We start from the raw sequence: 20409 nt of genomic DNA, 5'->3' as shown, positions 1-20409 counted from the left end.
CTCGCTATTTTTAGTATTGTTAAAACAAAAGAACTTTTATAGAACATTATTTGTACGATATTTGTTCTTATGCTAACAAAAAAACAAAAAAACTTACTTTTATTTATCAACAAGAAGTTGAGAAGTTCTGGTGTGTCTCCTTCTTACGAAGAGATGAAACAATCTTTAAACTTAAAATCAAAGTCAGGTATTCATAGATTGATTAGTGCCTTAGAAGAAAGAGGATTTATTAAAAGACTGGCTCATAAAGCGAGAGCCTTAGAAGTAGTAAAATTACCTGAAACAGCTTCAGCAAATGATATTTACAATAGTTTTTCACCAAGTGTTATCAAAGGTGGCTTAGATGAAGAAATTAACAATTCAGATGAAATAGAAGTGCCAGTATTGGGAAAAATTGCGGCTGGTACACCTGTTGAGGCAATACAAAATGAAGTTTCAAGAATACCATTACCAAATAATTTAGAAAAAAATGGAGATTATTTTGGCTTGAAAGTTCAAGGGGACTCGATGATAGAAGCTGGAATCCACGAAGGAGATACAGTTATTATTAAAAGAACAGATACTGCAGATAATGGAAAAATTGTAGTCGCATTAATTGACGAACACGAAGCAATGTTAAAAAGAATTCGTAAAAAAGGTAAAGTTGTTGCATTGGAAAGTGCAAATAGAAACTATGAAACCAAAATATTTGGCCCTGATAGAGTAAAAGTTCAGGGTGTTTTAGTATCTTTATATAGAAACTTCTAAAAAAATAGTCTAAACATCTCTGATGTCTAATGTAGCAACTCGTTTTGCTCCCTCTCCTACTGGAGCTCTCCATATTGGCGGTATTAGAACTGCTTTGTTTAATTGGTTATATTCAAAAAATCAAAAAGGCACTTTTCATTTAAGAATTGAAGATACTGACAAAGAAAGGTCGAAAGAAGAACACAAAATACAAATAATTAAATCCTTAAATTGGTTAGGGATAAAACATGATGGTGAAGAATATATTCAGTCAACTAAAATTGATGATCATGTAAAAATTGCACATGAATTATTAAAAAATGGATTTGCTTACAAATGTTACTGTTCACCTGAAGAAATAGAAGAGCAAAAAAAAAGAGCTAGACAAAAGAAAATACCTTATATTTACAACAGAAAATGGAGGGATGCAGAAGAAAAAGATGCTCCTAAAGAAATTAAACCTGTAATTAGATTTAAAAGTAAAATTGAAGGAAGTTCAATTCTTAAAGATTTAGTTCAGGGCGATGTTGAAATTGAAAACAGTACAATAGAAGATTTTGTAATATTAAGAAATGATGGAACTCCAACTTATAATTTGTCAGCAACTGTAGATGATCATGAAATGGGAATGACACATATAATTAGGGGTGATGACCATAAAATAAATACTTTTAAACAAATGCAAATTTATGAGGCAATGAAATGGGGTTTGCCACTATTTGCCCATATTCCTTTAATTCATACAATAGAAGGTAAAAAATTATCTAAAAGAGATAATGCTTCAACGCTAGATGACTACTCAAAAATAGGAATTATACCTGATGCATTGCGAAATTATTTGCTAAGACTTGGATGGTCGTATCAAGATAAAGAAATATTTACTTTGGAGGAAAGTGTAAAATATTTTAACTTAGAGGGTATTGGGAAATCACCATCAAAATTAGATATGAGCCGTATTTTGTCAATGAATGAGCACTATATCAAAAATATTGATGAGAATGATCTGTATGATCATCTTTTGAGGTATTGTGAAGAATTTAAAGATAAAATTAATACAGAAAAAGCATCAAAAATAAAATCATCTTTAGTATTTTTAAAAAATAAAGCAAAAACATTGGAAGAAATATTTAATAATGCAAAATATATCATTAATGATGAAGTCAATTTTAATGAAAAAGACTTAAAACTAATTGACGATAAATCCAAAAAAATAATTAATGAATTTCAAGATGAAATTAAAAACTTAGAAAGTTTAACTAGAGATAATTTAGAGCCAATAGTCAACAACTTGATAAAAAAACATGAAACAAATTTCAAAGGTGTAGGTCAACCGTTAAGAGTGGCCTTAACAGGATCTAAGTTTGGACCAGGCCTATATGATATTGTTATATCTTTAGGTAAAGCAGATGTTGAGAAAAGATTAAGAGAGATACTTAATTAAAATAGAACTTACCTCATCAGCAGATGAAGTTTTAGACCTGATGCCTTTTAAAGTTTTGGAGCACTCACTTACTTGTTTTTTCATCAACTCGGGGTTTTTAAGAAAATAAATAACAGACCTATATATTTCATCTGCATTACATTCCTTTTGAAGTAATTCAGGAATTACCTCACGATTATTAATTATATTAATAATATTTGCAAATTTTACATTAACTAACATTTTAAAAATCATAAAATTAATAAAACTAAGTTTATAAATAATAATTGATGGAACATTAAAATTACAAATTTGTAATGAAACAGTACCAGATTTTGAAACAGCAAAAATAGATTTAGACAAAATTTCAGATTTAATATTTTCTTCTGACACAATATCTATATTATCAATGTTATATTTTTTTACATGTTCTAAAATTAAACTTTTATTTTCTTCTGTTGCATGAATATAAAAAAAATATTCATTATACTTTCCATTCATTAATTTAATAAAATCCAATAATATAGGAAGTAAAACATTAGTTTCAGAATTTCTACTGCCAGGAAATATAGATATTATTTTTTTATTGCTAGGTAAAATATTGTCAATAATAGTTTTGTTTTTATGATTTCTTTCTATTAAAGGATGGCCAACAAAAGTATTATTAATATTTTCTTCATCAAAATATTTTTTTTCAAATTCAAACAACAAAAGAACGTGATCAATAAATTTTTTAATTTTTTTAACTCTATTCTTTCGCCATACCCATACTTGAGGTGCAACATAATGAATAGTTTTAATGTTTTTATCAATTTTTTTAACTTTTTCAGCAACTCTCAATGTAAAATCAGGACTATCTACACTTAACAATATATCAGGTTTAAATTTTACTATTTCTTCTATCGTTTTATTTATTTTTGATTTAATTTTAAAAATATTAAGCAATACACTGGTAAATCCTAAGTATGTAATTTCCTTCAAATCATAAATAGATTTAATTCCTAGTTTTTTTAAATGAATACCACCAACCGATAAATATTCAATTTCAGGTTTTTCTAATTTTAATTTAGAAATCAAAGTAGAAGCAAGTTTATCTCCAGAAGGTTCTCCTGTTAGTATAAAAATTTTTTTCATATTACTTTAATAAAAATGTTGTTTTTATCAGCAAAACGAATTACCTCATCTTTATTAAGAAAAATATTCTTCTTAGATTTTAAAACGAGACCCTTTAATCCATATTTTTTTATATCTTTTATTGTTTGTAATCCAACAGTTGGTAAATCCATTCTTAAATCTTGTTTGTTTTTTGGTAATTTTATTAAAATACCTTTTGAATTTTTCTTTAGTCTTGAAAGCATATTTTTTGTTCCTTGCTTTCCTTCTATTGCAATTATTTTTTCATCTTTGACAACTAAAGCTTGTACGTGATCTAAATTATTAATCTTATTGAAATAATTTATAGCTTTTTTTATTGAATTATTTTCATTCTTATTTGACTTTGTTTTTGTATAAATCCCTTTTTTAAGTGATAATTCTGGATTGAAGTGTATAGAGCTGATTACTTTTATTTCCTCATTAAATAAGATATTAATTATTGATTTGATAATTGCAGCATCACCAATTTTAGATGCTTTAATGACACTTGGCATATAATATATTCCTTTTAAATCTAATCTAAGAGATTTGAGATTTGGTCTTGCTATTTTACCTGCAAATAAAACTTTGTTAGATTTTTTTTTTTTGATTAATTTTATTATTTTTCCAAATTGTCCAATACTTATCCTATAAGAATTTTTATCTTTTTTAAATTTATTATTCTTAGAAAAATCAATAATAAAATATTTTTTTTTTAATTTTTTTATTTTTTTTAAAACTATTTCAGGAAAATCTGTGTCACCTAAAAATAACCCAATCATTTTATTTTGAAAATGGTGTACAAATTGGTCTTTTTTTATCTTTTTCTATAAAACTAACTACTTCTGAAACTAGTTTATTTTTTTTTAATTCATTTGATAAATTGCTTAAATTTTCTGTCAAATTCTCATTTTTAAATATTTGCTTGTATGCATCACTAAGTTCTAAAATTTCTTTATTAGGAAAATTCTTTCTTCTTAAGCCAATTAAATTTAATCCTTGTAAAATACTTCTATTCCCATGCGCTATACCATACGGAATAACATCCCTTACTACACCACACATGCCACCTATCATTGCGTATTTTCCTACCCTAGTAAATTGCTGTACGGCGGAATTGCCTCCTATAATAGCTCCATCATCGACATGTGCATGACCACCTAAAGGTACGTTATTGGCAAGTATAACGTTATCACCAACTAAACAGTCATGGGCTATATGTGATGAAACCATGAATAAACAGTTATTTCCGATTCTAGTAATTCCTCCACCACCCTCTGTACCTGGATTTATCGTTACATATTCCCTTATTTTATTGTTATTCCCTATGATGAGTTGAGTTTTTTCATTTTTATATTTTAAATCTTGAGGATCATTACCTAAAGAGGCAAATGGATAAATCTTATTATTAGATCCGATTTTTGTATTACCAGTAATATTCACATGTCCCTGTATCTCAGTTCCCTCTAAAATTTCAACATTCGGTCCAATAATACTATAAGGACCAACAATTATGTTGTCAGACAATTTTGCTTTTGGATCAACTATTGCTGTTTCATGTATCATTTATTATCTTTCAAAAATTTTCTTATATTTTTTGCGGGATATCCCATTACTTTGGCATTATCTGGAATATCTTTAATTACTCCACTGCCGCCTGCTATTTCAACATTATTACCTATTTTTAGATGACCTGAAATTCCAGCTTGACCACCTATTTTAACATTATTGCCTATTACGGAACTACCAGCAATTCCAACTTGTCCAGCAATAATTGAATTATCGCCAATTTTTACATTATGAGCTATATGAATTTGATTATCTAAATAAGTATTTTTTCCAATAACAGTATTAGACATAGAGCCTCTGTCTATAGTTGAGCCACAACCAATTTCGCAATTATCTTCAATTAAAACAATTCCAATATGTGGATATCTTAAATTGCCTTTTTTTAAAGGAAAAAAACCAAACCCATGCTTGCCTAAAACACAATTATCTAAAATTCTTACATTATTTTTAATTATGGAATTTCTAATAATTGTATTTGATCCTATTGAGCAATTATCTCCAATAGATACATTTTTCTCAATAATAGTATTGTGTCCAATCAAACAATTAGATCCTATTGAAATATTTTTTCCAATTAGAACATTTTTTCCATATTTCACATTATCAGCAAATTCAGTTTTAAAAATATCTGTAACTGAATTATCAAAATCATCATTAATTGAATCTGGATAAAATTTTGCTGTTAATTTTGAAGTTGAAAACAAAACATTGTCGACAATTAATGGAGTACAAGTTTCAGGTAGATCATTCCTAAGGGCATCTGTTGTAATGCAAAAAGAAGCTTTTGTTTTATTTGCAATATCTTTATATTTTTTTGAATGGAAAAAAGTTATGTCATTTTCATTGGAACTAAATAAATCCTTAATGTCATTGATTTTTCTATTTGATACCTCATTTTCAATTTTTATATTCAGACAATTTAGAATCTCTAAAATAGTATAAGGACCATTATTTTTAAAAAAAGCTGATGACATTCATACTTTTAACAAAGCAAAATGTAATGAGTTATCAATATTTATTGCTATTTATTTCTTGTCAACAATTGTTGCAGACCATATAGCATCGGCCATTTTTTTATCATCAACAAAAGCTTCTCCTTTGTATTTCCATACACGACCATGTGATCTAATTGCTTCAATTTTTAAAATTAACTTACAGTCAGGTATTACAGGATTTCTAAAACGTGCTTTTTCAACACCCATTAAAAAAACTAATTTGTTCTCATATGTTGATTTATCAAGACCATGAGCTGTAAGAGCTGCTGCAGCTTGTCCGAATGATTCAACAATTAAAACACCTGGCATTACAGGTTGATTAGGAAAGTGACCTTGAACAAAAAAACTGTTTTTTCTCACATTAACAATACCTGTTGCAGATTGTAATTTTTTTATGTCTGTAAGTTCATCAATCAATAACATAGGATCTCTATGAGGCAGAAGATTTTCTATTTCTTTTTTGTTTAAATTATTCATTATTGTTATGATTTATATTTTGAATTATATCTATTTATTTGCCTAAAACAATCTCAATTTATTATACGATAACTTGATGTATATAAAAAATGATAAACTTAATATTTTTTAAATTAATCATTTAGAGATTTTAAAGAAAAAAAAATTTTTAAAAAGATGTACCAATATTAAATCTAAAAGTCTCTGTAACATCCGTTGATTTTTTTGTAATTGGTTGTGCCAAAGAAAAAGTTAAAGGACCAATTGGCGTTGACCAATCAAGACCAATACCAACAGCACTTCTAATGCCATCATTATTTTCTAAAGATGAATCGTAATCAACACTCCAAACATTTGCAGCATCCAAAAATAATCCTAAATCCAAATTTTGAAAGTTTTCCGTTAAATTTGGAAGATTAGTGGTTAAGTTAACTGCACTTGCGAAATTACCTCCAACATAATCATTTCCATCTTTTGGACCAATTTTTCCACTTTCAAATCCTCGTAGATTGGATTGAGGAATATATAATCTTTCAGATAGTCTTACATTATCATTATTTAAAGAATTAGATGATTTGAATAAAAAAGAAAAAGTAGAGACGTTATTTTCATATAATTCTTTAAAATTTTTATATTTATAAGAGTTTATAAAAGTTAGACTTTCACTTATTATTGGTATATCGACTGAATAATTGCTAAAAAATCCATCTGTGGTTTCAAATTTTTGATTTCGTTTATCATAATTAAAATTAAAATTCAAAAAACTATCAAAATAATCACCAGCTTGTTTTTTTTGATTTGCAGAAGCTTTACTTCCAACTTCGAGATTTTCAAAACTATTCTTAGTTTGTACACCTAAATATAGGTCGTCTAAATATTCAAAATTTGTACCTAAATGAAATCTCATAATATCAGATTTGTAACCATTAGTACTCAATAGATCTGTCTCCTGAATATTTATCAATGTAGATAAACTATTATTTGTATTTTTATAGTTTGGGTTTACAATTGATATACCGCCTTTGATAGAGGTTTCTGAAAGATTAATACTATTATCTACTATTATACCTTTACCTAAAAAGTTATTTTCTTTTACAGAAAAAGATAAAGTACCACCATTTGTTCCATAACCAGCGCCCGCCGTAATTTCACCAGTGGGTTTTTCTTCAACAATTATATTTAAAGTTCTATTTCCAACATCATCAATAATAATTTCTTCTTTTACAGATCTAAAAATATTAAGTGATTTTATATTATTTATTGATTTTGATAATAATATTTCATTATAAGCGTCACCCTCATCTATAATAATTTGATTTCTGATAACGGTTTCTTCAGTAATATTATTTCCATAAATATTAATTACATTTAAATATGAGGGATCCAACTCATTTAAAGAAAATTCAAGATTAATTTTATCAGATATAATAGATTCGTTAACAACAGCTTTAATGGAACTAAATTCTTCATTAATAGTTATATCTTCAATTTCATCTAAAATATTTTCGATTTCATTTAATGAATAAGGTTTGTTCTTTAAATCGTTAAATAAATTATTAATCTTAGTAAAATTATTTTCATTATAATCATCTGGAAGTTTTAAAGATAAATTATTAAAGTATATTTTTTGTCCAGGAATAATATTAAATATTAGTTCAAACTGATCATCATTATTTAATTTTGCAAATGATGACTTAATGTTTACATTGTAAAAACCTTTATTTAAATAAAAATTTTTTAAAAGTCTTTCGTCGATAGAAATTATATCTTCATTTAAATATTTTTTTCCAGAAAGAAATTTCCAAAATCTATATTCTTCACTAAGTATAATACTGCTGAGCTTGTTATCTTTAAAAACTTTGTCACCAATAAATTTTATTTTATTAATTTTAGCTTTTTCACCAAGAGAAATTTTATATGTAAGATCAATCTTATTATTTTCTAAATTTTCTGTAAAGATATCTACATCAGAAAAATAGTAACCAGCTTTTTTTAATATAAATAAAATATTATTTCTATCTTTTTTAACTAAACTCAAATCAAAAGATGATTTGGCTTTAAAAAGAATATTTTTTTCAATTACTTCTAAAAGAGATTTATTTTTTATACCTTCAATAAAGTAATTTTGTACTATTGGGTTTTCTTCTACTGTTATTTTGAGTATATTATTTTCAATAGATAAAGTTACATTTTTAAAAAAATTTGTTTCATAAAGATCTTTAAGAATAGTATTTAATTTATTTTGATCTATATCATCACCTGATTTTACAGTCGAAAACATTTGGATAGATTCTTTTGAAACTCTATTATTACCATCCACAACAATATCTTTAATTACTGCAGACTGTGCGTTAATTGTTAAAATGAAAAGTATAAATAGTAACTTTTTTATCATGATTTCTTATACATGAATTTTTCAAAATTTGTATTTATATAAAGGTTTAAATTGCTAATTTCTTCAATACTTTTAGGAGGGTTTTTCTTGTAACAAGAAAATTCTTTAAGATTAATTATTTCTATTAACTTTTTACACAAATTAAAATAATCAATTTTTTTTTTTAAAAAAAGTTCAACTAACTTATCATTCACTGTTACTATGACTGTCTCAAACAGTGATAAATTGTTAGGTAACAGCTTCAAAATTTGTGTAATAGGAAATTTTTTAATATCAATGTTTTGTAAATTTAAATTATTTAATTTTTCTAAATTAAGTTGAGGTGTTCTTATTTTAATTTTTTGATTAAAATTTATTGAATTGATGAGTGGAATTTTCATATCAGTTTCATGCCCCACCATATCAAAAAGTCCATTTTCATAATATATGATTGAATGAATATAAGATTTTGGATGTGTTAATATAGATAAGTTTTGATATTTAAGATTAAAAATATTTTTAGCTTCAATGATTTCAAAAACTTTATTCATCATTGTGGCAGAATCGATCGTAATTTTACTACCCATTTTCCAATTAGGATGTTTGAGTGCTCTAGATAAAGTAAAATTTTTTTTTTCTTTTAGTTTCATATTTAAAAATGGCCCACCAGATGCAGTTAAATAAATTTTTTTTATTTTTAATTTTCTATTATTAAGTCCAAACCAAATTGTGTGATGTTCAGAATCAACTGGTATGAATATTGTATTGAATTTTTTTAGTTCTTTATCAATCAAATTCCATGCACATATTATTGATTCTTTATTTGCAATTGCAATTATTTTACTATTTTTAATAATCTTAAATGTTGATTCTAAACCACCTAAACCAGAAATTGCCGCAAGAGTATAATCAAAAAGTTTACCTTTATTCTTCTTTTGAAATTCATCTATATGATTGAAAATTGTAAATTTAAATTTCTTTCTAGATAATTTTTTAAAAATATCATTATTTGTTATAATAACATTTTTTGCTTTTAATTTTTTTGCTTGTTTTAAAAGCTGATGAGAATTTTTATTTGCAACTAATAATCTTACATCATAAATATTCAAATTCTTAGCAACATGATTACAAAGTATCTTACCTAATGATCCAGTTGAACCTAAAATTGCAATTTTTTTTTTCATTTAAAAATTAAACTGAATAAATAAATAGTAAAAAATTGAAGCAAATATAATACCATCAATTCTATCTAATAAGCCTCCATGGCCAGGTATTATTTTTCCCGTATCTTTTTGGTTCGATTTTCTTTTTAAATAGGAAACAGTAAAATCTCCAGCTTGACTAATTAGAGAAACAACAAAAATTGTAAATAATAAATTAAAATTTCCAATATAAATTATCTGTTCATAAATTTCATTGTTATTTTCATGTGTTAAAAAAAAATAAATTAAAAAAACAGGCAATAAAAAACTTCCAATCATACCAGTATAAGTTTTATTTGGGCTTATTTTTGAGATTTTAGGTCCCTTGAGTATTTTACCAAATAAATAGCCGCCAATATCTGTAAATATAGAGATTAATAATACAAACAAAACTAAATAAAAACCATTAGGCCCACTTCTTAATTCCCAGGCTGAATAAAAAAAAATAATTATAATTAAAGAGCTAAATATATAAATATAATTATTTGTTGAAATATTTTTAAGTTCATTAAAGCTAATTAAGGTAATTAGGGTTAAAAATATAAAATAAATACTATTACCTAAATAAATTGAAATTATTACTATTGGTAAAATAAAAATAGAACTAATAATTCTTTTAATTAAATTATTATTTAGTGATAGATCCATAGTTTCTCTTTATATTATTGTATTCTACAATAATTTTATTGAAATCAGTGGTTTTAAAATCAGGCCATAATTTTTTTTCAAAAAAAATTTCAGAGTACGATAATTGCCATAAAAGAAAATTACTTAATCTTTTAGTGTTTCCCGTTCTTATCAAAATATCTGGATCAGGTATTCCCTTTGTATATAAAAATTTTTCTAAATTATGAGGGTTAATCTTAATTTTTTTTTTATTTAAAGCTTTAATTGCATTGGTGATTTCAATTTTTGAGCCATAATTAATAGCTAAATTAATATGAATTTTACAATTATTTTTAGTTTTTTTTTCTGCTCTATTTAATAAGGAATTTAATTCTTTTGAAAATTTTTTTTCACCTAAAATTTTCAATTTAATATCATTTTTTATAAATTCATTTATCTTTGTTTTTAAAAAATTCTTTAATAATTTAAATAAATAATCAATTTCAGTTTTTGGTCTTTTCCAATTTTCAGAGGAAAAAGCAAAAAAAGTTAAATAATTTATTTTTTTTTTTATTGAAAACTTAATGATTTCTTCAACAGTTTTTAAACCTTGTTTGTGACCAAGATTACGAGAATTTTTATTTTTTAAACCCCAGCGACCGTTTCCATCCATTATAAAAGCAACATGCTTCAATGGGTTCATATTGTCATTATTTCTTTTTCTTTTAAAGAAACTTTATCATCAACTATAGAGATGTGTTTATCAGTTATATTTTGGACATTTTTTTCAAAAGCTTTTTCTTGATCCTCACCTATTTCTTTTGCTTTTAAAAGTTTTTTAAGCTCCTCATTGGCTTCTCTTCTTATATTTCTAATCGAAACTTTACATTTTTCTCCCATTGATTTTATCATTTTCTTTAATTCAGTTCTTCGTTCCTCATTTAATTCTGGTACTGGTAGTCTAATTAATTGACCATCAATTTGAGGGTTTAAACCAAGTTCAGATTTTTTAATAGCTGAGTCTATAAGAGATACATTGTTTTGATCCCAAACTTGAATGTTTATCATTCTGGGTTCAGGTGTTGTAATACTGCCAACTTGATTTATTGGCATTAATTGACCATAAACATCTACTTTAATTAAGTCTAACATTGAAGCATTAGCGCGACCAGTTCTTAGGGAAGAAAGTTCTTTTGTAAAAACATCAATGGTTTTAACCATTTTGGTAGCATATGATTTCTCATCAAACATTATTCACCTATTTTAAATCTAACAAATTCTTTAATCTTTAAATCAGTTATTGCTAATTCTTTTAAAATATCTTGAACTTTTTTTTTAGGTTCCATCACCCATGCTTGAGTCAATAAAGCATTTTCCTCTTTAAACTTATTCATTTTTCCCAAACTAATTTTTTTAGCTATATCCTCAGGCTTACCAGAGTTTTTTAATTCTTCTGTTACTAGCTCTTGTTCTTTATCAATAATCGATTGTTCAATAGATTTTTGATCTAAAGCTAATGGGTTAGATGCCGCAATATGCATTGATAATTGTTTACCAAAATTTTTAACTACATCTGAGTTTTCTTTGGTTTCTAATGAAACAGCTACTGCCAATTTTGCCAGGTTGTCTTTTACTACTGAATGTAAATATTTTGAATTAATAGAACCTTCATTAAAAACAGTTTTAGTTTTACCTATGGTAATTTTTTCACCTATTTTAGCTATAAGAGCAACAAGATTTTCATCTACAGTTTGTCCATTTTTCATTTTAGAAACTTTTAAATTGTCTAAGTTTGAATTAACTTGATTATTCAAGTCACTTAATTCTTTTACAAAGTTTATAAAATCATTATTTTTAGCAACAAAATCTGTTTCACAATTAACCTCAATTAATGAAATTTGCTTTTCATTTTCAGAAACTGCTATGACACCTTCTTTAGCATCTCTGGACATTTTTTTTGAAGCTTTAGAAATTCCTTTAACCCTTAAAATCTCAATAGCTTTATCTAGATCACCTCCAGACTCTTTAATTGCTAAATTGCAATCTTTAAAACCAGCACCTGTTGCTTCACGAAGTTTTTTAACTTTTTCAATATCACTCATTAATTTAATTTCTCCTTACCCTCGTTAGAAAATTTATTTTCTAATTTTTCTCTATCTAACTCTTGAATTGTTTTAGAAGATTTATCATCACTTTTAGAATCAACTTTTTTTTCCTCTTTCGGTGCTGATTTTTTTGCCGAATTAATTGTTTCTTTTAAAAGATTACAATAAAGGTCAATTGCTCTTCTTGCATCGTCATTTCCTGGAATAGGAAAATCAATACCATCTGGGTTCGAATTACTATCTAAAATTGCAATTATAGGTATTCCTAATTTTACAGATTCTTGTATAGCAAGAGACTCATAGTTTGTATCAATTATAAAAACTAAATCTGGTACTTTTTTCATTTCAGCAATTCCGCCCAATGATCTTTGTAATTTATCTTTTTTTACACTCATTTTTAGAAGTTCTTTTTTAGTAAAACCTCTATTTTCAGCAACAAGATCTGTTTCTAATTTTTTTAGTTTTTTTATTGAATTTGAAATTGTACCCCAATTAGTTAACATTCCACCTAACCATCTATAGTTTACAAAATATTGGTCAGTTTCTTTTGCAACTTCTGCAATAGCTTCTGATGCTTGTTTTTTAGTTGATACAAAAAGAATTTTTCCATTGTTTGAAATCGTGTCATAAACTTTTTGAAGAGCAACTTTAGTTAGTTCTAAAGTTTGAGTTAAATCAATAATATGTATTGAGTCTCTTTTTCCAAAAATATATTTTTTCATTTTTGGATTCCATCTCAAGGTTTTGTGTCCTAAGTGAACACCTGCTTCTAATAGTTGTTGAATTGTAACGTTTGGTATTTTCATATTTTTTCCCGGTTAAGCCACCATAGTAATTTCCACTTAAGGACCGGAGGTATAAAACCAAATACTATGTGCGTATTAGTTAATTTAACGTTTATTTACAATAATTTTTACTTAAAACAAGTGTAAATTAATGAATATTAAGCTCTATTTCTTTATTTCTTAAAATATTAACTATTTTTCTGTCAAAATTTCTTGAAGTCTTAAGCTTATATACGCTGTTTTTTTCATTTTCTGAAATATGAATATTTATCAGAGTATCGCCTTTTTCATCTAGAAAGTTTTGTAATTCTTTAAGCTGTGATTTTGATGAAAGATTAATAGTAATTTCTTTAATTGGGCTATTAAAAAGCTCTTTTAATGATGCTATTTTTCTTACATTAATCCTTTTTGTTTTATCTTCATCAGACGAAATAGTTTTTGTTAGTGTTAAAATTAATGATGAACCTTCCTTTAAGATTCCTCTGTTTAATTCCAAAACATCAGAGAAAATAAATAGCTCAAAAACACAGCTTAAATCAGTTATTTTTAATACAGCATAAGAATTACCTTTAGCAGTCTTTCTCTCAGTAACCTTTAATAAAGTTGCTGCTATATTGTTTTCTTTAATGTCATCATTTTCAAAGAAATTTTGATAATCAATTATTTTATAGTCATCAAAAATTTCTCTAAATTGATTAAGCGGATGATCAGAAATAAAAAAACCAATTGCTTCAAACTCTTTGGATAATCTTTCTTCAAATTCCCAATCTTTAATATTTTCAATTATATCATTTTCAACTTCATTATTATCACCAAATAAATCAATTTGATTCGCTACTTTATTATCAAAATCGTTTTTCGATTTGGTAATAATATTTGGAATAGAATTAAATATTGATTGTCTATTATCATTTAAATTGTCAAATGCTCCTGCTTTAACCAAGCCTTCAAGTTGGAGTTTATTAATATCTTTAGGATCTACTCTACTAATAAAATCATTAATAGATTTAAAATTTCCATTATTAATTCTTTCTTGCACTATGTTTGATATAGCTTCAGAACCCACTGCTTTGATACCACCTAGCGCGTAATAAAATTTATCATTTTCAGTTCTGAAATCAGCAAAACATTTATTAATGTCTGGTCTAATTATTTCTACATTAAGTCTTTTTAATTCCTCATAAAATTCACTTAATTTATTTTGGTTTGAAATATCCATTGTCATTGATGCAGCTATAAACTCTTTTGGGTAATAAGTTTTTAAAAAAGCAGTTTGATAAGAAATTATTGCATAAGCTGCAGCATGGCTTTTATTAAATCCATATTCTGCAAATGGCTCAATTTTAAGAAAAATTCCTGCTGCAACATCTTTACTTATTCCATTGTTAACAGCACCTGCAATAAAATTCTGTTTCTGTTTTTCTAACTCTGCTCTTTTCTTTTTACCCATAGCTCGTCTTAGAATATCTGCCTGTCCAGCAGTAAAACCTGATAATTTTTGAGCAATTTGCATAACTTGTTCTTGATAAATTATTACTCCATAAGTAGGTTTTAAAATATCTTCTAGTAATGGGTGCAAATAATCAGGTGTTTTTCTTCCATGTTTGCAATCATTGTAGATTGGAATATTGCTCATTGGACCTGGTCTGTATAAAGCAACTAAAGCAATAATATCCTCAATATGATTAGGCTTCATGTTAATTAATGCATCCCTCATTCCTGCACTTTCTATTTGGAATAAACCAACTGTTTTGCCAGATGACATTAATTCAAATACTTTTTGATCTTCAAAATTAATATTTTCAATATTAAAATCTTTTTGTTTTTTTCTTATTAATTTTTGAGTGTTATTGATAACTGTTAAAGTTTTTAAACCTAAAAAATCAAATTTTACTAAACCAGCATTTTCTGCTGAGTACATGTCAAATTGTGTTGATGGTAATAACAAATCTGCTGTTGCATCTTTATAAAGTGGCACAATTTCAGTTAATTTTTTATCAGCAATAACAACACCTGCTGCGTGTGTTGCAACGTTTCTATTCAACCCTTCTAGTTTAAGAGAAAGTTCAGTTAATTTTTTTACTCTTTGATCCTCATTAATTAATTTTTGTAATCTTGGTTCACTTGCAATACATTCTGATAACGTTTGAGGTCTGGAAGGGTCAAATGGGATCATTTTAGAAATACTATCTACAAAACCATAAGCAAGGCCAAGAACTCTTCCAACATCTCTTATGACCATTCTAGCTTTTAATTTTCCAAATGTAATAATGTGGGCTACGCTATCTTTGTATTTTTTAGTAAGATATTCAAAAACTAAATCTCTTTTATCCTCACAAAAATCAATATCGAAATCAGGCATTGAAATTCTATCTGGATTAAGAAATCTCTCAAAAATAAGATTGTATTTTATTGGATCTACATCTGTGATTGACAGACACCAGGCTACAAGTGAACCAGCACCAGATCCCCTTCCTGGACCAACTGGAATATCATTATTTTTTGCCCATTTGATATAATCCGATACAATCAAAAAATAACTAGAGTAATCCATTTTAATAATAATCTCTAATTCATGTTCCAGTCTATCTTTGTAAATCAAAAATTTTTCATCTTGTTCTAAGTTATTATTATTTTGATTAAAAAATTTTCTAAATTTTTCTTTAAGTCCTTCTAAAGAATTTTTCTTAATAATTTCACTAGCATCACCTTCATCTGATGAACTGATATTTGGTAAAATAGGTTTGGAAAAAAGAGGTCTAAAACTGCACCTATGAGAGAAATTATAATTATTTTCTAATGCTTCTGGTAGATCAGAGAATAGTTCGGACATTTCTTTATCATTTTTCAGGTAATGTTCTGAGCTATATTTAATTCTATTTTTTTCATTAACATATGTTTTGTTACCAATACAAATAAGAGCATCGTGTGCTTCATGGATATCCTTTGATAAATAAAATACCTCATTAGTTGCTATAATAGGAATTTCTAATCTTTTTGATTGATTAAGATTGAATTTCTCAAATGCATCTTCATCTAGATCGTTATGTCTTTGAATTTCTAAATAAAATCTATCGTCAAAGTTCGTATTTAACTTTTTATAAAGGCTGGATATTTCATTGAATTTAGCCTTATCAAATAACTTACCAAATAATCCAAAAATAGTTCCAGAAAAAATTGAAATTCCATTAGTATTTAATTCAAATAAATTATTAATATCTAAGTGAGGATCTGAAAGGTTATCATTTTCTAAATAAGAACGAGATGAAAGTTCTATTATTTTTTTATATCCTTCAAAATCTAAAGCAAACAAAGGAAGTAAACCCGTAGTGTCATTAAACTTAAAATTTATTTGAGTTCCAATAATTGGTTGAGTTCCAACTTTTGATAATTTGTCAGAAAATTCAACAGTACCACATAAATTTGAAGTATCGCAAATACCTAAAGATCTAATCTTTAATTCTTTTGCATTCTCTTTTAAATCATCAATTTTAACTGCACCTTCACAGATAGAATATTGAGTGTGTATTTTTAGGTGATTAAATTTTTTATAATCGGACTCAAGCATTTGTTGATTTTAACTTCCCATCAACAATTTCCAATAAGCAATCTGACTTTTTTGCAAGAAATCTATTATGAGTTGCAAATAATATCAATCTATTTGGTGTAATTTGTTTTTTTAATAAATCAAAAATTTCATCAGCAGCTTTTTTATCCAAACTGCCAGTTGGTTCGTCAGCAAGTATAATATTTGGTTCGTTAACTAAAGCTCTTGAAATGGAAACTCTCTGTTTTTCACCGCCTGAAAGCTCATTTGGATAATGATCAATTCTATTACTCAGACCAACTTTTTTTAAAATATTTTTTGCTTTAATTATTGAAAGATTTTTTTCTAGACCTGATGCTAAACATGAGAAATAGACGTTTTCTAGTGCAGTAAAATCATTCAGTAAATTATCTTGTTGATATATTATTCCAATATTATTTGCCCTGAAAATATCATTTTCCTCTTTCAAATCAAAATCTATTGTTTTATCTAAAAATTTAATAAAGCCATTTGTTGGTTTATCAATTAATGAAATTAAATTAAGTAATGTTGATTTTCCTGAACCAGAAGGGCCCATCAAAGAATAAATTTTTCCTAATTTAAACTTGAAGTTTATTTTTTTTAAAACATTAATATTTTTTTTATCAAAAAAAGTTTTAGATAAATTTTTTAATTCAATAAATTTATTCATATTTTAAAGATTTAACTGGATCAAGTTTTGCAGCTTTAATTGCAGGAAAAATTGAAACAAATACTGTAATAAAAATTGAACATATTGAAATTAAAAAAATTGAATTGATGTTGATTTCAGATGGCATAGTACTTAAAAAATAAATTTCTTCTGGAAATAAAGTCAGATCAAAAGCTGAACTTAAAAAAGCTCTTAGATTTTCAACATAAAAAGAAAAAGTTACTCCAATAATGATACCAAAAAAAGTTGCTGTTGTTCCAATAATTACACCAACTAGAAAAAAAATCTTAACTATAGATCTATTCAAAACACCGATTGATTTCAAGATAGCAATATCTCTAGTTTTATTTTTCACTAAAATTGTGAGTCCAGAAATAATATTGAATGCTGCAACGATAATAATTAATGACAAAATAATAAACATTACATTTCTTTCAACTTTAAGCGCTGAGAATAGAGATCTATTCATATCAGCCCAAGTAAAAACTAAATCATTTGGATAAAGTTTTTGAATCATCTTTTTTTGTACATCAATGTTTTTTGGGTTCATTAAATAAATTTCTAAGTTACGATCATCAGATGATAGATTGGAAAATTCCTCAAGGGTATTAAGATTTAAAAAAATAACATTATTGTCAAAATCAGCTAAACCGCTTTCAAAAATTGATGTGATAATAAATTTTTTTTGTTTAGGTAAATTGCCAATTATTGTTTCAACTCCAGAAGATGACATTAATGTAATACTGTCACCAATATCTAAATCAAGATTAAAACTTAATTCTTTTCCAATCGAAATTGAATTATTTTTAAAATTTTTTTTATCTCCTAAGAAATTTTTGTTATTAATTAGGTCAAGCTTAGAAAAATCCTCTTCAAGGTAACCTCTCAAAAGAACTCCTTTTGAATTTTGTTCTCTAATAACAATTGCTTCACTAGAATTGCTCAATATCAAATCTTTAGAAATTGAGGTTAAAGCACTGTTTAAATTTTTATATTCTAAAGGTTTGTCGTAGGGTTTGATTGTCGCATGGGGGTTAAATCCTACAATTTTATTAATTAATTCTGTCCTAAAACCATTCATCACTGACATCACAATGATCAGTACAGCAACACCCAAGCTTATTCCTATAAAAGAAAAAATAGAAATAACGTTTAAAAAACCGTCTTTTTTTCTAGTTTTTAAAAATCTAAAAGTAATTTCTTTTTCAAGTGTTGAAATCAATTTGATACTTTTTGTTCTTTTATAATTTTGATAGCTTCTTCCAATTTAATTTTCTTAGCTTCATTTCCTGTCTCTTTAAACTCTACTAAATCAGCATCAGTTTGTTTTCCAATAATTATTTGAAATGGTGATCCTATTAAATTCATTTTTCTCATTTTTGATGAAAAATTTTCTTCTGTATCATCAATAATTGAAACAATATTATTAACCATTAGTTCTTTTGAAATGTTGACTGCTTTTTCAAGGGCACTTTGATCATTTTTATTAATCATAGGTATTATAGAAACTTCATATGGAGCAACAGAAATTGGCCATTTCATGATTTCACTTTTTTCATCGTATTTTGCTTCTATTATTGCACCAACCAATCTTGATACACCAATTCCATATGAACCCATTTTTACAAAATCTTTTTTTCCACCAGGTAAATCAACTGATGCACCCATTGGTTTAGAGTACTTGTCTCCAAAGTAAAATATGTGGCCTACCTCAATACCTTTAGTAATTAATCTATTTTCTTGTGAAACTTTTTCCTCAAATTCCTTTTCGTTAAATTTTTCGTCGGTTACTGCATAAAATTTTTCATATTTTTTTCTTAAATCTTTTAAAGCCTCTTTATCAACATTTGTTCCATCACTATCTAATTCAAAAATTCTTTTATCTGTAAAAATTTTACTTTCACCAGTATCTGCTAAAATAATAAATTCATGTGAAAGATTTCCACCAATTGGTCCTGTATCGGCTGCCATTGGAATTGCTGTTAGATCCAATCTCTTAAATGTTCTTAAATATGAAAGAAAAAATTTATTATAAGAAAAAAAGGCCTCTTCATCTGAAATATCAAATGAATACGCATCTTTCATATAAAATTCGCGACCTCTCATAATTCCAAATCTAGGTCTAACTTCATCTCTAAATTTCCATTGAATATGATAAAGCAATTGTGGTAATGACTTGTAAGATTTAACTGATGCTCGAAAAATATCAGTAACTAATTCTTCATTTGTTGGTCCATAAAGCATCTCTCTATTTTGACGATCCTTAATTCGAAGCATTTCTTCACCATAATCTTCATATCGTCCGCTTTCTTTCCAGATTTCACTAGATTGAATAGTTGGCATTAAAATTTCTTGAACACCAATACGATTTTGCTCTTCTCTTACGATTTGTTCAATTTTTTTCATCACTTTAAAACCTAATGGAAGCCATGAATAAATTCCTGCTGAGGATTGTTTTATCATGCCAACTCTGAGCATTAATTGATGAGATTTTATTTTTGCTTCTGAAGGATTATTTTTAAGTATAGGTATGAATGATTTTGATAAGTACATTTAGCTAATTATATTTCTTAAATTCAAGTATTCAAATCTCATTAATAGATAAATTATCATAAAAATAATAGTGGTTATTCCAGTACAATAAATAAATTTTTTTAGCATTTTAGGATTTTCTGGAGATCCTGGATCTTCACCATCAATTTTGATTGGTTTTGTTCGATTAACATCAATTGGTAAAATAGCAAAAAACACTACCCACCAAATAATTATATAGATTATCGCTAATCCGGTATAACTCAT

General features: G+C 26.3%; 19 protein-coding genes. 2 read left to right on the top strand and 17 right to left on the bottom strand.

Translation table 11 applies throughout. From position 1 onward, the window contains the following. The first annotated feature begins 69 nt into the window (after window positions 1–69). Window positions 70–747 carry a transcriptional repressor LexA gene (gene lexA / locus B9N70_RS02340; protein WP_085114205.1) on the top strand — a complete coding sequence of 226 codons (678 nt, stop codon included), beginning with the start codon at window positions 70–72 and terminating at the stop codon, window positions 745–747. Between the two features lie 22 nt (window positions 748–769). Further along, on the top strand, window positions 770–2167 hold the full coding sequence (gene gltX, locus B9N70_RS02335) for a glutamate--tRNA ligase (protein ID WP_085114204.1): 1398 nt from the start codon (window positions 770–772) through the stop codon (window positions 2165–2167). Here gltX and lpxB read toward each other — a convergent pair. From lpxB to B9N70_RS02250, 17 genes are all read right to left on the bottom strand, one after another. Then, window positions 2147–3280 carry a lipid-A-disaccharide synthase gene (gene lpxB, locus B9N70_RS02330; RefSeq protein ID WP_085114203.1) on the bottom strand — a complete coding sequence of 378 codons (1134 nt, stop codon included), beginning with the start codon at window positions 3278–3280 and terminating at the stop codon, window positions 2147–2149. The genes gltX and lpxB overlap by 21 nt on opposite strands. Then, window positions 3277–4062, bottom strand: a complete 786-nt coding sequence (lpxI, locus tag B9N70_RS02325; protein ID WP_085114202.1) for a UDP-2,3-diacylglucosamine diphosphatase LpxI domain-containing protein — start codon at window positions 4060–4062, stop codon at window positions 3277–3279. The genes lpxB and lpxI overlap by 4 nt, the downstream gene beginning before the upstream one ends. 1 nt (window position 4063) lies before the next feature. Further along, window positions 4064–4846, bottom strand: a complete 783-nt coding sequence (lpxA, locus tag B9N70_RS02320; protein WP_085114201.1) for an acyl-ACP--UDP-N-acetylglucosamine O-acyltransferase — start codon at window positions 4844–4846, stop codon at window positions 4064–4066. Then, entirely contained in the window at window positions 4843–5823 is a 981-nt protein-coding gene (lpxD, locus tag B9N70_RS02315) for a UDP-3-O-(3-hydroxymyristoyl)glucosamine N-acyltransferase (RefSeq protein ID WP_085114200.1), read from the bottom strand. Before lpxD ends, lpxA begins: the two co-directional genes overlap by 4 nt. A gap of 51 nt (window positions 5824–5874) precedes the next feature. After that, complete coding sequence (fabZ, locus tag B9N70_RS02310) at window positions 5875–6321, bottom strand: 3-hydroxyacyl-ACP dehydratase FabZ (protein WP_085114199.1); 447 nt, start codon at window positions 6319–6321, stop codon at window positions 5875–5877. A gap of 148 nt (window positions 6322–6469) precedes the next feature. Beyond that, on the bottom strand, window positions 6470–8695 hold the full coding sequence (gene bamA, locus B9N70_RS02305; protein WP_085114198.1) for an outer membrane protein assembly factor BamA: 2226 nt from the start codon (window positions 8693–8695) through the stop codon (window positions 6470–6472). Beyond that, complete coding sequence (locus B9N70_RS02300) at window positions 8692–9858, bottom strand: 1-deoxy-D-xylulose 5-phosphate reductoisomerase (RefSeq protein WP_085114197.1); 1167 nt, start codon at window positions 9856–9858, stop codon at window positions 8692–8694. The genes bamA and B9N70_RS02300 overlap by 4 nt, the downstream gene beginning before the upstream one ends. Further along, window positions 9859–10524 (bottom strand): phosphatidate cytidylyltransferase, encoded by a 666-nt coding sequence (locus B9N70_RS02295; protein ID WP_085114196.1) that lies wholly within the window; start codon window positions 10522–10524, stop codon window positions 9859–9861. Beyond that, on the bottom strand, window positions 10505–11185 hold the full coding sequence (gene uppS / locus B9N70_RS02290; protein WP_085114195.1) for a polyprenyl diphosphate synthase: 681 nt from the start codon (window positions 11183–11185) through the stop codon (window positions 10505–10507). Before uppS ends, B9N70_RS02295 begins: the two co-directional genes overlap by 20 nt. Then, window positions 11182–11733, bottom strand: coding sequence for a ribosome recycling factor (frr, locus tag B9N70_RS02285; protein WP_085114194.1), 552 nt, complete (start codon window positions 11731–11733; stop codon window positions 11182–11184). Before frr ends, uppS begins: the two co-directional genes overlap by 4 nt. Then, the gene (tsf, locus tag B9N70_RS02280; RefSeq protein ID WP_085114193.1) at window positions 11733–12584 is read right to left on the bottom strand and encodes a translation elongation factor Ts; all 852 of its coding nucleotides are present in this window, start codon (window positions 12582–12584) and stop codon (window positions 11733–11735) included. Before tsf ends, frr begins: the two co-directional genes overlap by 1 nt. Next, on the bottom strand, window positions 12584–13393 hold the full coding sequence (rpsB, locus tag B9N70_RS02275) for a 30S ribosomal protein S2 (protein ID WP_085114192.1): 810 nt from the start codon (window positions 13391–13393) through the stop codon (window positions 12584–12586). Before rpsB ends, tsf begins: the two co-directional genes overlap by 1 nt. 127 nt (window positions 13394–13520) lie before the next feature. Then, window positions 13521–16940 carry a DNA polymerase III subunit alpha gene (gene dnaE / locus B9N70_RS02270; RefSeq protein ID WP_085114191.1) on the bottom strand — a complete coding sequence of 1140 codons (3420 nt, stop codon included), beginning with the start codon at window positions 16938–16940 and terminating at the stop codon, window positions 13521–13523. Beyond that, window positions 16933–17610, bottom strand: a complete 678-nt coding sequence (locus tag B9N70_RS02265; protein WP_085114190.1) for an ABC transporter ATP-binding protein — start codon at window positions 17608–17610, stop codon at window positions 16933–16935. The genes dnaE and B9N70_RS02265 overlap by 8 nt, the downstream gene beginning before the upstream one ends. Next, window positions 17603–18832, bottom strand: coding sequence for a lipoprotein-releasing ABC transporter permease subunit (locus B9N70_RS02260; RefSeq protein WP_085114189.1), 1230 nt, complete (start codon window positions 18830–18832; stop codon window positions 17603–17605). Before B9N70_RS02260 ends, B9N70_RS02265 begins: the two co-directional genes overlap by 8 nt. Beyond that, window positions 18829–20163, bottom strand: a complete 1335-nt coding sequence (gene proS, locus B9N70_RS02255) for a proline--tRNA ligase (protein ID WP_085114188.1) — start codon at window positions 20161–20163, stop codon at window positions 18829–18831. Before proS ends, B9N70_RS02260 begins: the two co-directional genes overlap by 4 nt. After that, window positions 20164–20409: a DUF1467 family protein gene (locus tag B9N70_RS02250; RefSeq protein ID WP_085114187.1), complete on the bottom strand. Its 246-nt coding sequence runs from the start codon at window positions 20407–20409 to the stop codon at window positions 20164–20166. It lies immediately after the preceding gene.

The sequence above is a fragment of the Candidatus Pelagibacter sp. HIMB1321 genome (assembly GCF_900177485.1).
GTDB lineage: Bacteria > Pseudomonadota > Alphaproteobacteria > Pelagibacterales > Pelagibacteraceae > Pelagibacter.
The sequence above is the reverse complement of the archived record's forward strand: the minus strand, read 5'-3'. Positions and strand labels throughout refer to the sequence as shown.

Excerpts from the sequence above, each read along its gene's own strand:
- lexA (WP_085114205.1), top strand. The coding sequence starts at position 70 with ATGCTAACAAAAAAACAAAAAAACTTACTTTTATTTATCAACAAGAAG.
- gltX (WP_085114204.1), top strand. The coding sequence starts at position 770 with ATGTCTAATGTAGCAACTCGTTTTGCTCCCTCTCCTACTGGAGCTCTC.
- lpxB (WP_085114203.1), bottom strand. The coding sequence starts at position 3,280 with ATGAAAAAAATTTTTATACTAACAGGAGAACCTTCTGGAGATAAACTT.
- lpxI (WP_085114202.1), bottom strand. The coding sequence starts at position 4,062 with ATGATTGGGTTATTTTTAGGTGACACAGATTTTCCTGAAATAGTTTTA.
- lpxA (WP_085114201.1), bottom strand. The coding sequence starts at position 4,846 with ATGATACATGAAACAGCAATAGTTGATCCAAAAGCAAAATTGTCTGAC.
- lpxD (WP_085114200.1), bottom strand. The coding sequence starts at position 5,823 with ATGTCATCAGCTTTTTTTAAAAATAATGGTCCTTATACTATTTTAGAG.
- fabZ (WP_085114199.1), bottom strand. The coding sequence starts at position 6,321 with ATGAATAATTTAAACAAAAAAGAAATAGAAAATCTTCTGCCTCATAGA.
- bamA (WP_085114198.1), bottom strand. The coding sequence starts at position 8,695 with ATGATAAAAAAGTTACTATTTATACTTTTCATTTTAACAATTAACGCA.
- B9N70_RS02300 (WP_085114197.1), bottom strand. The coding sequence starts at position 9,858 with ATGAAAAAAAAAATTGCAATTTTAGGTTCAACTGGATCATTAGGTAAG.
- B9N70_RS02295 (WP_085114196.1), bottom strand. The coding sequence starts at position 10,524 with ATGGATCTATCACTAAATAATAATTTAATTAAAAGAATTATTAGTTCT.
- uppS (WP_085114195.1), bottom strand. The coding sequence starts at position 11,185 with ATGAACCCATTGAAGCATGTTGCTTTTATAATGGATGGAAACGGTCGC.
- frr (WP_085114194.1), bottom strand. The coding sequence starts at position 11,733 with ATGTTTGATGAGAAATCATATGCTACCAAAATGGTTAAAACCATTGAT.
- tsf (WP_085114193.1), bottom strand. The coding sequence starts at position 12,584 with ATGAGTGATATTGAAAAAGTTAAAAAACTTCGTGAAGCAACAGGTGCT.
- rpsB (WP_085114192.1), bottom strand. The coding sequence starts at position 13,393 with ATGAAAATACCAAACGTTACAATTCAACAACTATTAGAAGCAGGTGTT.
- dnaE (WP_085114191.1), bottom strand. The coding sequence starts at position 16,940 with ATGCTTGAGTCCGATTATAAAAAATTTAATCACCTAAAAATACACACT.
- B9N70_RS02265 (WP_085114190.1), bottom strand. The coding sequence starts at position 17,610 with ATGAATAAATTTATTGAATTAAAAAATTTATCTAAAACTTTTTTTGAT.
- proS (WP_085114188.1), bottom strand. The coding sequence starts at position 20,163 with ATGTACTTATCAAAATCATTCATACCTATACTTAAAAATAATCCTTCA.
- B9N70_RS02250 (WP_085114187.1), bottom strand. The coding sequence starts at position 20,409 with ATGAGTTATACCGGATTAGCGATAATCTATATAATTATTTGGTGGGTA.